The sequence below is a fragment of the Mycobacterium sp. THU-M104 genome (assembly GCF_049197365.1).
GTDB lineage: Bacteria > Actinomycetota > Actinomycetes > Mycobacteriales > Mycobacteriaceae > Mycobacterium.
The window spans coordinates 20,159-32,845 of sequence record NZ_JBMIOP010000048.1; the positions used below are offsets into that span (position 1 = coordinate 20,159).

General features: G+C 70.0%; 18 protein-coding genes and 1 tRNA gene. 9 read left to right on the forward strand and 10 right to left on the reverse strand.

The window, feature by feature from the left end:
• The first annotated feature begins 38 nt into the window (after positions 1–38).
• Positions 39–1,115 (forward strand): LpqN/LpqT family lipoprotein, encoded by a 1,077-nt coding sequence (locus tag ACOJVU_RS05115; protein ID WP_421528795.1) that lies wholly within the window; start codon positions 39–41, stop codon positions 1,113–1,115.
• A 63-nt stretch (positions 1,116–1,178) separates the two neighbouring features.
• A complete protein-coding gene (locus tag ACOJVU_RS05120; RefSeq protein ID WP_421528796.1) occupies positions 1,179–1,520 on the forward strand; it encodes a hypothetical protein in 342 nt (113 codons plus the stop codon).
• Between the two features lie 59 nt (positions 1,521–1,579).
• Here the strand turns inward: ACOJVU_RS05120 and ACOJVU_RS05125 are convergent, their stop codons facing one another.
• Positions 1,580–2,185: a YqgE/AlgH family protein gene (locus ACOJVU_RS05125; RefSeq protein ID WP_421528797.1), complete on the reverse strand. Its 606-nt coding sequence runs from the start codon at positions 2,183–2,185 to the stop codon at positions 1,580–1,582.
• Positions 2,186–2,289: 104 nt separating this feature from the next.
• Between ACOJVU_RS05125 and ACOJVU_RS05130 the strand changes: the two genes are divergently transcribed.
• On the forward strand, positions 2,290–3,594 hold the full coding sequence (locus ACOJVU_RS05130) for an MFS transporter (RefSeq protein WP_421528832.1): 1,305 nt from the start codon (positions 2,290–2,292) through the stop codon (positions 3,592–3,594).
• On the forward strand, positions 3,594–4,367 hold the full coding sequence (locus ACOJVU_RS05135) for a TIGR03084 family metal-binding protein (protein ID WP_421528798.1): 774 nt from the start codon (positions 3,594–3,596) through the stop codon (positions 4,365–4,367). The genes ACOJVU_RS05130 and ACOJVU_RS05135 overlap by 1 nt, the downstream gene beginning before the upstream one ends.
• Positions 4,368–4,380: 13 nt before the next feature.
• Here ACOJVU_RS05135 and ACOJVU_RS05140 read toward each other — a convergent pair whose 3' ends face one another.
• Positions 4,381–4,698, reverse strand: a complete 318-nt coding sequence (locus ACOJVU_RS05140; protein ID WP_421528799.1) for a DUF2710 family protein — start codon at positions 4,696–4,698, stop codon at positions 4,381–4,383.
• 222 nt (positions 4,699–4,920) lie between these two features.
• On the opposite strand from ACOJVU_RS05140, the gene ACOJVU_RS05145 reads away from it, so the two are divergent.
• Positions 4,921–5,064: a hypothetical protein gene (locus ACOJVU_RS05145; RefSeq protein ID WP_421528800.1), complete on the forward strand. Its 144-nt coding sequence runs from the start codon at positions 4,921–4,923 to the stop codon at positions 5,062–5,064.
• A 26-nt stretch (positions 5,065–5,090) separates the two neighbouring features.
• Here the strand turns inward: ACOJVU_RS05145 and ACOJVU_RS05150 are convergent, their stop codons facing one another.
• The 6 genes from ACOJVU_RS05150 to ACOJVU_RS05175 all read right to left on the reverse strand — a co-directional run bounded on the left by ACOJVU_RS05150 (position 5,091) and on the right by ACOJVU_RS05175 (position 9,087).
• Complete coding sequence (locus ACOJVU_RS05150) at positions 5,091–5,402, reverse strand: DUF2694 family protein (protein WP_421528801.1); 312 nt, start codon at positions 5,400–5,402, stop codon at positions 5,091–5,093.
• Positions 5,399–5,716 (reverse strand): ESX-1 secretion-associated protein, encoded by a 318-nt coding sequence (locus ACOJVU_RS05155; RefSeq protein WP_421528802.1) that lies wholly within the window; start codon positions 5,714–5,716, stop codon positions 5,399–5,401. The genes ACOJVU_RS05150 and ACOJVU_RS05155 overlap by 4 nt, the downstream gene beginning before the upstream one ends.
• 70 nt (positions 5,717–5,786) lie before the next feature.
• Entirely contained in the window at positions 5,787–6,995 is a 1,209-nt protein-coding gene (locus tag ACOJVU_RS05160) for a DUF4226 domain-containing protein (RefSeq protein ID WP_421528803.1), read from the reverse strand.
• Between the two features lie 71 nt (positions 6,996–7,066).
• Positions 7,067–7,429: a DUF4226 domain-containing protein gene (locus ACOJVU_RS05165; protein WP_421528804.1), complete on the reverse strand. Its 363-nt coding sequence runs from the start codon at positions 7,427–7,429 to the stop codon at positions 7,067–7,069.
• A gap of 39 nt (positions 7,430–7,468) precedes the next feature.
• Entirely contained in the window at positions 7,469–8,299 is an 831-nt protein-coding gene (locus ACOJVU_RS05170; protein WP_421528805.1) for a C40 family peptidase, read from the reverse strand.
• A complete protein-coding gene (locus ACOJVU_RS05175; RefSeq protein ID WP_421528833.1) occupies positions 8,299–9,087 on the reverse strand; it encodes a helix-turn-helix domain-containing protein in 789 nt (262 codons plus the stop codon). Before ACOJVU_RS05175 ends, ACOJVU_RS05170 begins: the two co-directional genes overlap by 1 nt.
• Before the next feature lie 142 nt (positions 9,088–9,229).
• Here ACOJVU_RS05175 and ACOJVU_RS05180 point away from each other — a divergent pair, with 142 nt between their 5' ends.
• From ACOJVU_RS05180 to ACOJVU_RS05190, 3 genes are all read left to right on the forward strand, one after another.
• Positions 9,230–9,646 carry a WhiB family transcriptional regulator gene (locus ACOJVU_RS05180; protein WP_421528806.1) on the forward strand — a complete coding sequence of 139 codons (417 nt, stop codon included), beginning with the start codon at positions 9,230–9,232 and terminating at the stop codon, positions 9,644–9,646.
• A 68-nt stretch (positions 9,647–9,714) separates the two neighbouring features.
• Positions 9,715–10,056: a GNAT family N-acetyltransferase gene (locus tag ACOJVU_RS05185; protein WP_421528807.1), complete on the forward strand. Its 342-nt coding sequence runs from the start codon at positions 9,715–9,717 to the stop codon at positions 10,054–10,056.
• Between the two features lie 521 nt (positions 10,057–10,577).
• Positions 10,578–10,829: a hypothetical protein gene (locus ACOJVU_RS05190; protein ID WP_421528808.1), complete on the forward strand. Its 252-nt coding sequence runs from the start codon at positions 10,578–10,580 to the stop codon at positions 10,827–10,829.
• Between the two features lie 569 nt (positions 10,830–11,398).
• On the opposite strand, the gene ACOJVU_RS05195 is transcribed toward ACOJVU_RS05190, so the two are convergent.
• Positions 11,399–11,569: a hypothetical protein gene (locus ACOJVU_RS05195; RefSeq protein ID WP_421528809.1), complete on the reverse strand. Its 171-nt coding sequence runs from the start codon at positions 11,567–11,569 to the stop codon at positions 11,399–11,401.
• A gap of 115 nt (positions 11,570–11,684) precedes the next feature.
• On the opposite strand from ACOJVU_RS05195, the gene ACOJVU_RS05200 reads away from it, so the two are divergent.
• On the forward strand, positions 11,685–12,356 hold the full coding sequence (locus ACOJVU_RS05200) for a TetR/AcrR family transcriptional regulator (protein WP_421528810.1): 672 nt from the start codon (positions 11,685–11,687) through the stop codon (positions 12,354–12,356).
• A 233-nt stretch (positions 12,357–12,589) separates the two neighbouring features.
• Here ACOJVU_RS05200 and ACOJVU_RS05205 read toward each other — a convergent pair.
• Positions 12,590–12,675: transfer RNA gene (locus ACOJVU_RS05205), tRNA-Leu, on the reverse strand.
• Positions 12,676–12,687 lie beyond the last annotated feature (12 nt).

Sequence of the window (12,687 nt, forward strand, 5' to 3'; positions counted from 1 at the left end):
GCGCTCGTGCCAAAGCCTTTTGGGAAGGACCGACGCAGATGATTCAGTTCGCCCCCACGCAGCGGGCATTTCTCGGGGGTATGGTTGCCGGGTTGATCGCCGTCGGGGTGGTCGCGGGCGCCAAGGCGTCGGCGGATCCTTTTCTTCCGGCCCCCCCACCGGTCCCCGCCGTTCCCGCGCAGGTGCCGGTGCAGTCCGATGTCGCCGCAGTGCCCGGCGGGGCGAGCGGCAACCGCGCCGTCGCCACCCCACCCGCGTCCAGTGCCCTGGTCCCGACGAGCCCCGCGCCGGCCGGCGCGGCGGCGGCGCCCGTCGCTTCGACGCCGCCTGCGGTGACACCCGCGACCACCGGGACGCTTCGCGAGTACCTGCAGGCGAAGGGGGTCAAGCTGCAAGCCCAGAAACCCCGGGAGCTCAAGGCGCTCGACATCACGCTGCCGGTGCCCGCTCGCTGGACCGAGGTGCCCGACCCCAACGTGCCCGACGCGTTCGCGGTGATCGCCGACCGCCACGGCAACAGCATCTATACCTCGAACGCGCAGGTCGTGGTGTACAAGCTGGTCGGCAACTTCGAGCCCAGGGAAGCGATCGCGCACGGCTACGTCGACAGCCAGGAGTTGCCGGCCTGGCAGGCCACGAATGCCTCCCTGGCCGACTTCGACGGGTTCCCGTCGTCGGTGATCGAGGGCGTCTACCGTGACGGGGACATGATGCTCAACACGTCGCGCCGCCACATGATCGCCACCTCCGGGCGCGACAAATATCTGGTTTCCCTGTCGGTGACCACGGACCGCGCTCAAGCGGTCGCGGACGCACCGGCCACGGACGCCATCGTCAACGGATTCCGGGTGGCCGTGCCCGGCGCACCCGCCCAGGCGCCGGCCCAAGCACCCGCCCGGGCGCCGGCCGCGACGCCGGCCGGCCTACCCGCCGCCACACCCGGCACCGCCCCCGCAACGGCTCCGGTCGGCGCGCCCGCGACGAGCCCGCTGGGCCTGCCCGGCCAGACGGCCCTGTCCAACCAGACGTTGCCCCAGCAGCCCGTCCCCAACCTGCTGGCCCTGGTACCGGGCCTGCCGCCACTGCCGAACCTGCACCTCGGCCCGCAACACTGAGAGCCCGCGCTCCGACGCCGCCCTGGGCGAGCGCGTCCCCGACCCGGCTCGTATTGTGGGGCCATGCTGATCGCGGGGGTGTTGTGCATGTGTGCGGCGGTGGCATCCGCCGGCTTCGGCGTCTGGTCGCTGTCCCGGGGCCAAACCGCCGACACCATCCCGCGTGCATTGCGCGCGATGGCCCCCACCCAGCTGGCGGCCGCGGTGATGCTGACCGCCGGCGGCGTGGTGGCCCTGGCGGCGTCCCCGCACACCGCCCTCGTCGTGCTGATCGTCTGCGTCGCCGGTGCCCTCGGGACGCTCGCCGCCGGTTCCTGGCAGAGCGCGCGTTTCGCGCTGAACCAATCGGCTGCGGCCCCCGGCTGTGGCGGTTCCTGCGCGGGCTGCACGCAGACCTGCGGCTGAGAGACGCCGCCACGCGGCGGGCAGATGCCCGGGCTTCGCGAGCGCCTCTGCGCCGACTCTCAGTTGCGGCTGACGTCGATCGGGTGGGTGGCGAGCAGCGACAGCGGCAGCGGCTGCCGGCGCAGCACCTGGCCCCACAGGTCGGTCCGCGGCCCCACCAGAACGTCGGAGGGCAAGGCGGATAGCACAATCCAGTCGCCGCGCTCGATCTCGCCTTCCAGCTGACCGATGGTCCAGCCGGAATATCCGGCAAAGATCCGTATCCCCTCCACCAGAGGCGCGATCATGTCCGGGTCGGCGTCCAGGTCTACCATCACCACCCGGCCGGTGACGTGACGCAGCCCCGGCACACCCTGCGGGTCGGCACCGCCTCGAAGCGTCGCCAGACACAGCGCCGCATCACGCTTGACGGGCCCCCCGATGAACATGGTCTTGGGCTTGGCCACCAGCTTGGCCCACTGCGGCAACACGTTGTATACCGCCGTTTCGCTGGCCCGGTTGACCACGACACCCAATGTGCCGCCCTCGTTGTGTTCCACGATGTAGATCACGCTGCGCCGGAACGTGGGTTCGAGGAGATTCGTGTTGGCCAGCAACAAGGTACCCGCGCGCACCCGCTGCGCGGCGCGAGCGACAAAGTCCTCGGGATCTTCGGGCGGGGCCATCACACCATCATCGCATCCTGGGGCGTGGTCGCCTGGGGGAATCGAGGGTCGCCCACACATATTTGTACTGTTGTCGACAGCGGCGTCGACCGCAGCGATTGTGCCTGCCCCCTCAGGAAGTCGGTTCTGTGACCCAAACCCGGATGCCCCCGCGCGCACCCGTCGACATCTGGCGGTCGGTGCGCGTTTTGCCGGATTTCTGGCGACTGCTGCAGGTGCGCATGGCGTGTCAATTCGGTGATGGCCTGTTCCAGGCGGGAATGGCCGGGGCGCTGCTGTTCAGCCCGGACCGAGCCGCCGGCCCGCTGGAGATCGCGCGCGCGTTCACGGTGCTGTTCCTGCCTTACTCACTGCTGGGCCCCTTCGCCGGCGCGCTGATGGACCGCTGGGATCGGCGCCTGGTGCTCGTCGGCGCCAACGGGGTGCGGCTGATCCTGATCGCCGTGATCGGCACGATCCTCGCCGTGCGGGCCGGAGACATGGCGCTGCTGATCGCGGCGTTGTTCGCCAACGGTTTGGCACGGTTCGTCGCGTCGGGCCTGTCGGCGTCGCTGCCGCACGTGGTGCCGCGCGAACAGGTGGTGACGATGAACGCGGTCGCCGCCGCGTCGGGCGCCGTGGCAGCGTTCCTGGGCGCCAACTTCATGCTGGTGCCCCGCGTGCTGATGGGCGCCGGAGACGACGGCGCCTCGGCGATCATCTTCCTCACCGCGTTCCCGGTGGCGATCGCGGCGCTCCTGTCACTGCGTTTCGGCGCGCGCGTGCTCGGCCCGGACGACACGATGCGCGCCATCCACGGGTCGGCCTTGTACGCGGTCGTCACCGGCTGGCTGCATGGTGCACGCACGGTCGTGCGCTACCCGACGGTGGCCGGCACCTTGTCGGGGTTGGTCGCGCACAGGATGGCGGTCGGCATCAACTCGCTGCTGATCCTGTTGCTGGTCCGCCATCTGAGCGGCCCGGACGCCGGGGGCCTGCGCACCGCGCTGATGTTCTTCGCCGCCACGGGCCTCGGGGCGTTCCTGGCCAATCTCCTGACGCCGGTTGCGGTGCGCCGGTGGGGGCGCTACGCCACGGCCAACGGCGCGTTGGCCGCCGCCGCGCTGATCCAGACCGCCGGTGCCGGGCTGCGTATCCCGGTCATGGTGGTGTGCGGCTTTCTGCTCGGCGTGGCCGGTCAGGTGATCAAGCTGTGCGCCGACTCCGCGATGCAGATCGACGTCGACGACGCGTTGCGCGGACACGTGTTCGCCGTCCAGGACGCGCTGTTCTGGGTGGCATTCATCGCCGCCGTCACCGTGACGGCGGCGATGATCCCGGCTGACGGGCACGCGCCCGCCTTCGCCCTGCTCGGGTCGGCTCTGTATCTGGGCGGGCTGCTCACCCACAGCTTCCTGGGCAGGCGATGATGGCCGGCCCAGGACCGATCGTCGCCGACCTGCGCGCCGAGAGCGACGATCTGGACGCCCTGGTGGCGGCACTTCCGCAGAACCGGTGGGCACTTCCGACGCCCGCGGCGGGCTGGACCATCGCCCACCAGATCGCGCACCTGCTGTGGACGGATCGGGTCGCGCTGAGCGCGGTCACCGGCGACGCCGCGTTCACCGCAGCTCTCGAGGCCGCCGCGGCCGACCCGACCGGCTTCGTCGACAAAGGAGCCGGGGAGCTGGCGGCCCTGCCGCCGTCGGAGTTGCTCGCCGAGTGGCGGGAGAGCCGGGCGAGACTGCACGAGGCGCTGCTGGCGGTGCCCGACGGGCGCAAGGTGCCGTGGTTCGGGCCACCGATGAGCGCCGCGTCGATGGCCACGGCCCGGCTGATGGAGACCTGGGCGCACGGGCTCGACGTGGCCGACGCACTCGGCGTCACGCGGCCCGCCACGCCGCGGCTGCGGTCGATCGCCCATCTCGGGGTGCGCACCCGCGACTACGCGTTCTTCGTCCACAATCTGGCCGCCCCGGCCGAGCCATTCCTCGTCGAGTTGCGGGACCCCGGCGGCGGCGTCTGGTCGTGGGGGCCGCCCGACGCCGCCCAGCGGGTCACCGGTTCGGCCCTGGACTTCTGCTACCTGGTCACCCAGCGGCGCGCGCTCGACGAACTCGACGTCATCGCCGAGGGCTCCGACGCGCGACGCTGGCTGGAGATCGCCCAGGCCTTCGCCGGCCCGCCGGGCGCCGGCCGGTAGCGGGCCGGCGCGGTCAGTGCAGCGAGCCGCCGTAGGTCGCCTCGTTCTGGGTCTCGGCCTCTTCGCGCAGCGCGGTGATCGCCAGGTTCAACCGGTCCGCCAGCTCCCGATGGGTGTAGCCGGTCATCACCCCCGGGTGCAGCGTCAGCTGCAGCAATCTGCCGTCGGAGTTCGCGACTGCGTGAATGTCTCCGAGGTCGACGCTGTAGGTGATGGTCGCGGCCTGGGCAACCAGAGCTTCCCACCTGTCGGCCGCTTCGCTCAGATCGCGGAGCACCGAGTCGACGAGATCGTTGTCGCTCAGGTTCGCGCCACCGCCCGGCCCCGACACGCAGCCAGTATCCTTCAGTGTTCCGACCAGCGTCAATTCACGCTCGGGGGCTCACGTACACCGGTGGTCCACCCGGTTTGTGGAACCAGGCAGCAAGCAGGGATCGTCGCCGGGATCCTGCCCCGGCAGCTGGTGTAGCCCGGTGGAGCGCAACGGCATCCCCCGCATGCCTTGTGCAATCGGCGAATTGTGCGGTCGCACGGGCCTGGGTAGCGTGCAGGCATGGCCGAATCTGCGCTGCAGCAGCAACTCGACGAAGTGCGTGTCCTGCTCGCACGAGCGCGGGAACTGTTCGGCCCCAACCCGATCGAGCCGCCCGCCGATATCGCCCCGGATCCCGCTGCGGTCACGACGCGGCTGGGCTAGCAGCGTTCGAGTTCCGCCCAGAGCGGCTACGTCATGCCGTTGCGACGCCGCAGGTGGTGCGACAGCAGCTTTTCGATCGCCGCATCGAGGTCGTAAGGGGTCGGGACCTCCACCGACGGCGTGTGTCCGGCGGCCAGGATCTCGTCGCGCACCTCCAGCAACGCCTTCAGGTGCGACACATCGGCGGTCAACAGAATGCCCCGCGCCAGCGTCTCGACGTCGGTTTCCATCGCCTCGTCGCTGAGGGTGACGCTGTGCATGTAGCCGCCGCGGCAGGACCGGACGAGGATGTGCCCGCTCGGGTGGACGGTGTCAAAGGCGGGGTTGGGGTCGGTCATCGACCGGTGTCGACAATGCCGCCGAATTCGTTGGCCGCATCGCGCTCGTGCTTTTCCCAGCTGCTTGCCGACAACCGCAGCTTGTCGGCGATGTCGGCGTGGTCGTCGGCTTGCTGTTCGTAGCACCGGCGCCGCAGCTCGAGCAGCTCGCGCCCGGCGTCACGGAGGTCGCCGAAGATCGGGCCCAGCGAGTCCAGGCTCTCCTGGATCGCGGCATGCGACGACGGAACGGTCCGCAGATAGTCGGAGGCCTCCTGATGCTGCGCGGCGGCCTGCCGCAGCTGTACGGGCTCCACGTGGATCGAATCGGCCATCCGTTGTCTCCTGTTCATGCGCCGCCGGCGGTGCCGGCAAGTTCGCCGTTGGAAGTCGTCGTGTCGGTGGTCACGTCGCCGCCGGCCGCGTCGGGGTCGGTGCGGCCGGCCCGTTCGGGGCCGGTGCGGCCGGCCCGCTCGGGGCCGTCGGCGCAGCCGTCACCGCCGGTGGGTGCTCCCAGCCTAGAAAGTCCGGCCCGCTCACGGTGGCGATGTACTGAATCTGGCCGTCCAGAAGAGCCTTGTCCATCCCGAGGGCAAGCGCGTGACGGTCGGTGAGCATGCCTATGTCACCCGGGGCGACGTCGCGCGGGTCGATCGGATGGGCGACCGCCGTACCCGGCGTGGGCAGGGTGATGCCCTGTCGCGCAAACGCCTCGGCGATCGGGGTCCCGGAGACCGCGGCCGCGATGGCTGCGGCCAGCCCAGGGGTGGCCGCGGCCACCACCTCGCCGTCGGGCAGCGTTACCTCCGTCGGCGTGTCCGCCGCGCCGGAGCTCCCGGCGTCGCGCGAAGGGAGAGTGGCGTCGTCACCCGGGTCCGCGTCTTCGGATCCCGCCGGCGCTTCGTCGTCGAGGTCCCCCAGCGCCGGGTCTGGTTCGCCGTCCCGCGGATCGCGAGCCGGCAGGGCCCAGTCGGCCGGCAGGCCCGGGGCCGCGCCCAATCCGGGTTGTGGCCCGGCACCGAAGGCGGGGAACTGCGGGATCCCCAGGGCCGGGGCGGGCGGCGCGGCCGCGCCGCCTTCCGCCGTACCGGGCTCCGAGGGATCGGCGTCCAGCGCACCCGCGTCGTCGGCCGACAGCGCGTCCAGCAACGGGTCCCATTCGGAGTCGGGATCGTCCGACAGGTCGCCGACGGGCGGGTCCTCCCCGGTATCCGCGGCGCTGCCGGCGGCAGCGTACAGCGATGTCCACGCAGCCATCAGCGCGGATTTCGACGTATCGTCGAGGCTCGCGCTCATCACGACGGCCCGGATGTCCCTGAGCTTGCCGATGAGGAACCGTTGGAAATCGCGTGCGCCCGCCGCGGTGTCCAGGTCGGATCGCGTGCGCACCGCGGCTTCGGTCTCCTGCTGCAACCCGGTCAACGCTTCTCGACCCTCGACGGTGGTCAGGTGTGCGTTCAGGATCGCCGAGACAACCTGCATGTCCAGTTGCGAGGTTGCCGAATGCTGCCGGGCGAGAGCCACCTCGGCGGCCGCAATGGCGTCGGCGGCCGTTCCCGACGCGGGTCCGTGCGGCGTTGCGTCCGGGTATGCGCGGCGTGAAGACCCCTCCATGACGGGCGACAGTACCCAGGCGGGATTCCGCCGACAATTCAGCGCAGCGCGGTTGTGGACGACGGATCCCGCTAGCCGTTCGGTGCGCCGTACGCCGCCCGCAGGCCCTCCAACACAGTACTTTTCATGCGGCTGAGCTCGTGTGCGTCGGCGACGACGGCCCTGATCTCGCGCAGCTTGGCCGACAGGAAGTTGTGCAGCTCGCGCGCGCCCAGGGGTGTGTCGGCGGCCAAGTCCGCCTGGTCGAGGGCGGCGCGATCGATTTCCTCGGCAATGGCGTCGAGCCGCCGGACGCTCTCCCGTGTCGCGGCGTGCACGGCGGCCAGCGCCTCCGCGAGGACTCGATCGGCGTCGGCCGCGCTACGGTGTCTGCTCGCCAGCACCGACTGGTGTGCGCGAATTGCGGCCACCGAAGACCCCGCGTGCTCGCTCATCAGTACAACCCCTTCATCTGGCACCGGCCCGATGGTTCGTCATAGCGGGCGCCGGATCTCAACGTTGCCACCGAGGCGGCTGATCCGCACCGCGGCCCCCGAGTGGGGCGCCTCGACGACCAGGCCGTTGCCGATCGCCAACTGCACGTGACCGGCATGCGGAAAGACCAGGTCGCCCGCGCGGACCTGCGAGCGCGGTACCGGAACACCATCGTGAATCTGCTGATAGGTGGTGCGGTCCAGGTGGACACCAGCCTGCGCGTAGCACCACTGGACCAGCCCGGAACAGTCGAACTGGTCGGGGCCGGCCGCACCCCAGACATACGGTCGTCCCAACCGCGACAACCCGGCCCGCACCGCGCGGACGGAGCGACCTTTCGGGGACAGGCGCAGCGCCGTCGATCCGCGATCGTGCATGAGCCGGTATCCCAGGGCGCGCAGCACCGCGGCGTGTCGCCGCGACCGCGCGCGGGCCGCCAGCACGTGCACCCGTTGGACGCGCAACCGAGCCGCCCGGCGGCGCAGCGCTTCACGCCGTGCCAGCGGCGTTGTCGCGGGAGCGGCGGCGTCGGCGTCGGCGCGGGCCAGGTCCACGACGTCCCCGGTGAGTGCCCGGGCCCGCGCCCGGTCGCGGTGGGCTTCGGCGACGACGCGGCCGGCCTCGGCGTCCGCGACGGCCGCCGCTGCAAGCCGTTGCCGGGCATGCTCGGCGGCAAGGTGGTAGGCGCGCGGCCCGGCAACGACATTCGGCGGCGCCGGGCGTCGCGGAGTCCCCCGGTCGGGTGGGAGTACCGGATTCCACGCCGGCGCTTCGGAATGGCCGGTGAACAGTCGATGGGCCCGGCCGAGCACCGCGAGTTCGCTCTCCATCACTGATCCCCCTCGCCGATGTCCGGGTCCGTCGCGTCGCTGGCCGCCGATTCGACCGCCTCGGTGAAGGCACGGACGCGGGGGAGGGCCCCCGGCGGGATGGCGCCCCTGTTGCGGATGTCCCACACGTCCTCGGTGGCGACGCCCAGCAGAGCCGCGATGACCACCTCCGGCATCGACGACCTCGCGCAGGCCCGGTCGAAGCGGGCTCCCAGGCTGTTGGGCATCCGGCTCAGCAAGGCCGCTCGCGTGGCCTCGAGCGCCCGCAGGTGCTGCATGATCCGGCCCGCAGAGTCCGCCCCGGCGCTCACCGCCACCCGCCAGGAACCGGCGGCCAGCATCTCCGCCTTCACGCATTGCGCGATCACAGAGAGAATATACGTCTCGTATTCGTTCGATGTCGTCGCCGGCAGGCGTTCGATGACTGATTTGAGCGCGTCGAGCTGCGCTTCGGCATACCCCTCCAGGACCTCGGTGTCGCTGTGGCGGTCAACCACCACGGCTCCGCTGCGGCGTACGGCCATCGCATCGAGGGGTTGCGCGGCCGTCAGCCGGGCCAGCTCGGCGTCGGGATCGGCGGCCACCAACAGCCGCGAATACGTGCCCGGCGGCAATCCTAGACCGTTTTCAACCTTCTGAACTGTGCTTTTGTGCGGCTTGCGGGCGCCGCGCTCCATGAAGCTCAACCCCATCACGCTGACGCCGGTGGCCGCGGCGAGCTCAGCTAACGAAAGGTCGCGGGATTCGCGCAACGCGCGGATGGCGGCGCCGGCCGATTCACGGCTCATCACACGCTCCGGCCATAGGGCGGATAGTACACAGACCCTTCCGCGGATCTCCGTATATACGTTGTTGTCACGTTTCTCTTGCGTGATCTGAGGATAAGCGTATATGCTTTCGGATACGTTTCGACTCAGGAAGGAGGCCCGCATGGGGCATCCCTGCGCAACCAACCCCAAACTGTGGTTCGGCTATCCCGACGACGACGGCGCCGACGGCGCGGCAAAGGCCCGGGCTTACGAGGCGTCGGCCACGGAGGCGCGGATTCAGTGCCTGCGCCGGTGCCCGCTGGCGCAACAGCGCCTGTGCGCCCAGCACGCCCTCGCCCATCGGGAGGAGTACGGCGTCTGGGCCGGCGTCAAACTGCCCGGCGGTCAGTACCGCAAGCGCGAACAGCTTGCCCGCGCCCACGACACCCTGCGGCGCATCGCGAGTGGCGAGATCAATTCACGTCAGCTACCCGACAACGCGGCTCTACTCGCCCGTCACGAGCACGATGCCGTTCCGGCGGCAGCAGTGGTGCTGCATCTGCCGGTCGCACAGGCCGGGCCGCGCTCGGCTGCGTGAAAACCGACGCACCAGTTTGCTGGTACGGTCGCCATCGTCCGGATACGGGTCATTCCACGGGAGATGAGATGCCTGCCGACAAGACCGGTGCGCATGCGACCATCAGCGCAGAGGAGGGCCGGTACACGATTTCGGCCGACGGCCGGGTGGTCGGCTATGCCTCATTCGCCGACCGGGGGGACCAGCGGGTCTTCGACCACACGGAGATCCATCCCGAATTCGGTGGACGTGGTCTGGCGACCCCGCTGGTCGAAGAAGCGCTCAACGGCGCCCGCGATACGGGCAAGCGCATCGACCCGGTGTGTTCGATGATCGGCACGGTGCTGAACAAACACCCCGAATTCGACGAAATCACCGCCCAGGTGAACGATGACGTCCTGAGATGGGCGCGGACCGCGTCGAACGGTTGAACTCACGTATCGACGGCATCGCTGATCGGTCCGGCCTGTGACCTGTGCGGGCTGCCCGTCGACGTTGTCGGTGACGGCGAAATGGCCCGCGTGGATTGCCCGCAGTTTCTCCAAAGCCGCCCTCGTGACGGCGATGGCGTCGTCCTCGTGGGCCTGCGTACGCGGTGGGAGCGGCGCGTCAGACTTCCGCGGAATTGCCGACGCGCACTGGACGCAAGGTTGTCGGTAGGGGTTTTGCCCTGCAGGCGGCAGTCAATTCACCCGGGGCCCGCCGCAAGAAGGTGACGCCGCCGCCCGTGACGAGCGCGCGCCGCGGGCGACAGCGTCACCGAAGATCCCGCCCGGGGGAGAGACGCTGTGCCGCTTGACAATGTGGTCAGGGACGCGGGGGGGTCCCGACGCAAACGCCGCCGGCGCACGCTCCGGCGCCACCGGGTCCCGCCGACGCCCCGGCGCCAGGCACGCCCGCGCTCGCCCCTCCGGGCCCTGCTCCGGCGCCCGCACCGCCCGGCGCGTTCGTGGTGACCCCGCCGGGTCCGACGCCTCCGCCCGGTTCTCCCGGCTCGGCGGGCGGGGAGGCCGGCGTGGTCGGGGTGGTGCTGGTCGGGGTGACGGTCGTCGTGACCGTCATGGTCGACGGCGTGTTCTCGTGTCCGCCCGAACCGCACGCCGCGGTCAGCGTACTCAGCCCGACGGCCGTCGTCAGCGCCGCGGCCACGACGAAACGGCGGGCGATCCGCTTCTCGATCATCATCGAATACCCGATCTGTTGAGTGAAGGGACGATCTCCTTAGGGCATCCACCCACTTGGGTGCGATGTCAAGCGCGATCCTCGCAGAGGTTCCTCCGCTTCGGAACCCACTGCACGGCACAACGGCGGGTGATCCGCCAAGACGGTCGGCATGCGCGCAACGCCCCCCGGCGGCCGGTTCCGGAGCGCGAGGGCATGGTGGTCGATTGCGCCGGCCGCGTCGCCGATCGTCGCCATCCCGACGTCGCGCACGATCGGTGGCCTGCACGGGGCGGGCACCAAGGCGACCGTGCGCTCCGGCGCGGTCCGCGCCGGGTTCCACCGTGATGGACGACACGCAGTCGGGGCTCGAACCGCTTGTCGACGCACTGACAGCGGACGAGGCGCCCCCGAGAATGGAGGCACCCCGGGGCGCCGGCTGGTGGTCTTGCCCGTTAATTCGTCGGGCCCGTTCGCTGAGGTGTCGAGACTGCGGTGGCGGCGACGTCGAGGCGAAAAAGGGAGCGCTGAACGCAGTCTCGACGTCGTCAGCGCAGACTCGGCACCAGCGGCGTCTGGTAACAACCCCCAGCGAACTTACGAACGAGACCACTAGGTCGCGATCGAGGGAACCGTCACGGCGACACCGGCCAACAGCAGCGCGTCGGCAGTTGTGGTGTCGACGACGAACTCGGAGCCTTTGGCGTAGCTGACCGATCCATCCGAGGTTTGAAAATCCCGGACGAATCTGATCGTCACCGGGGTGTCGGGCGACCGCGTCATGGCAGACACCATACATCGGTATTGGAAGCCGGGTAGTGGAAACAGGGCATTGCAAGCCGGGTATTGCAAGCCGTGGAGATGCGTATGCCCGCCGGAAGTTCGTACAGTTGCGGAGATGACATCAGCACCAGCGGGGCAGGGCGATCGCGATCCGGCGGGCGCGCCGAGCATGATCCGGATCCGGGCCTCGGCGCTCAGGCTCTTCGCCGCGCGGGGCACGTCCGCCACCACGCTGCGCACGATCGCGGCCGCGGCGGAGGTTTCCCTGGGGTTGGTGCAGCATTATTTCGCCACCAAAGCCGACCTGATCAGCGCGGTGGATGCCCACGTCCTGGAAGTGGTCGGCGCGGTGATGGCGCAGCCCATCTCCGATCCGTCGGCTGATTCGTTTGCCGAAATGGGACGCAGGGTGACCGCTCTGCTCATCCAACAACCCGACGTCGTCGACTACGTCGTCGATGCCTTGGTCAGTGGGCGGGCCCTGGGAACCTTGGTTTTCGACGCGTTGGCCGCCCTCGGCGCCGATCGGTGGAACGAACTCGGCGATCTCGGGCAAACCCGGCCGGACCTCGATCGGCTCTGGGCGCCGCTGCACCCACTGGTCCTGGTTCTGGGCGCCCTGGTCCTTCGTCCTCACCTCGACCGTCACCTTCCGCAACCGTTCAGCACGCCCACCCAAATGCGCCGCTGGGAGGAGTCGGTGACCGCGCTCCTTCGTGAAGGACATCTGCGGACCTCTGGCCCTGGCGGTGCTTCGACCGAAAGTTCCGGCTGCACAAGTCCTTAGAAGCTTCTTCGTCGTCCTCGACCGGTCGCTGAAGTGCAGCGGGCCGACGTCGACGAGGCGGTCACCGAGCAGGCCGGCGCCGCAATTCTGGTTGCCGGTGTCGAACGGGCGCAGAATCCGGCCCGCCTTCCGCGCCCAGACGGTGATTGCTGCTACGAACCCCGCCAAACACAAAGGTCACGACCCATTGCTGGTTCGTGACCTTTCGCGTCGCGGTTCGTAGAACCACTCCCTGGTGGGCGAAGGGGGACTTGAACCCCCACGTCCCGAAGGACACTGGCACCTGAAGCCAGCGCGTCTGCCATTCCGCCACTCGCCCCGAAAATCAACC

Bases quoted from the DNA above. Each gene is read 5' to 3' on its own strand.
- ACOJVU_RS05115 (WP_421528795.1), top strand. From the start codon at position 39: ATGATTCAGTTCGCCCCCACGCAGCGGGCATTTCTCGGGGGTATGGTT.
- ACOJVU_RS05120 (WP_421528796.1), top strand. From the start codon at position 1,179: ATGCTGATCGCGGGGGTGTTGTGCATGTGTGCGGCGGTGGCATCCGCC.
- ACOJVU_RS05125 (WP_421528797.1), bottom strand. From the start codon at position 2,185: ATGGCCCCGCCCGAAGATCCCGAGGACTTTGTCGCTCGCGCCGCGCAG.
- ACOJVU_RS05135 (WP_421528798.1), top strand. From the start codon at position 3,594: ATGGCCGGCCCAGGACCGATCGTCGCCGACCTGCGCGCCGAGAGCGAC.
- ACOJVU_RS05145 (WP_421528800.1), top strand. From the start codon at position 4,921: ATGGCCGAATCTGCGCTGCAGCAGCAACTCGACGAAGTGCGTGTCCTG.
- ACOJVU_RS05150 (WP_421528801.1), bottom strand. From the start codon at position 5,402: ATGACCGACCCCAACCCCGCCTTTGACACCGTCCACCCGAGCGGGCAC.
- ACOJVU_RS05155 (WP_421528802.1), bottom strand. From the start codon at position 5,716: ATGGCCGATTCGATCCACGTGGAGCCCGTACAGCTGCGGCAGGCCGCC.
- ACOJVU_RS05160 (WP_421528803.1), bottom strand. From the start codon at position 6,995: ATGGAGGGGTCTTCACGCCGCGCATACCCGGACGCAACGCCGCACGGA.
- ACOJVU_RS05165 (WP_421528804.1), bottom strand. From the start codon at position 7,429: ATGAGCGAGCACGCGGGGTCTTCGGTGGCCGCAATTCGCGCACACCAG.
- ACOJVU_RS05170 (WP_421528805.1), bottom strand. From the start codon at position 8,299: ATGGAGAGCGAACTCGCGGTGCTCGGCCGGGCCCATCGACTGTTCACC.
- ACOJVU_RS05175 (WP_421528833.1), bottom strand. From the start codon at position 9,087: ATGAGCCGTGAATCGGCCGGCGCCGCCATCCGCGCGTTGCGCGAATCC.
- ACOJVU_RS05180 (WP_421528806.1), top strand. From the start codon at position 9,230: ATGGGGCATCCCTGCGCAACCAACCCCAAACTGTGGTTCGGCTATCCC.
- ACOJVU_RS05185 (WP_421528807.1), top strand. From the start codon at position 9,715: ATGCCTGCCGACAAGACCGGTGCGCATGCGACCATCAGCGCAGAGGAG.
- ACOJVU_RS05195 (WP_421528809.1), bottom strand. From the start codon at position 11,569: ATGACGCGGTCGCCCGACACCCCGGTGACGATCAGATTCGTCCGGGAT.
- ACOJVU_RS05200 (WP_421528810.1), top strand. From the start codon at position 11,685: ATGACATCAGCACCAGCGGGGCAGGGCGATCGCGATCCGGCGGGCGCG.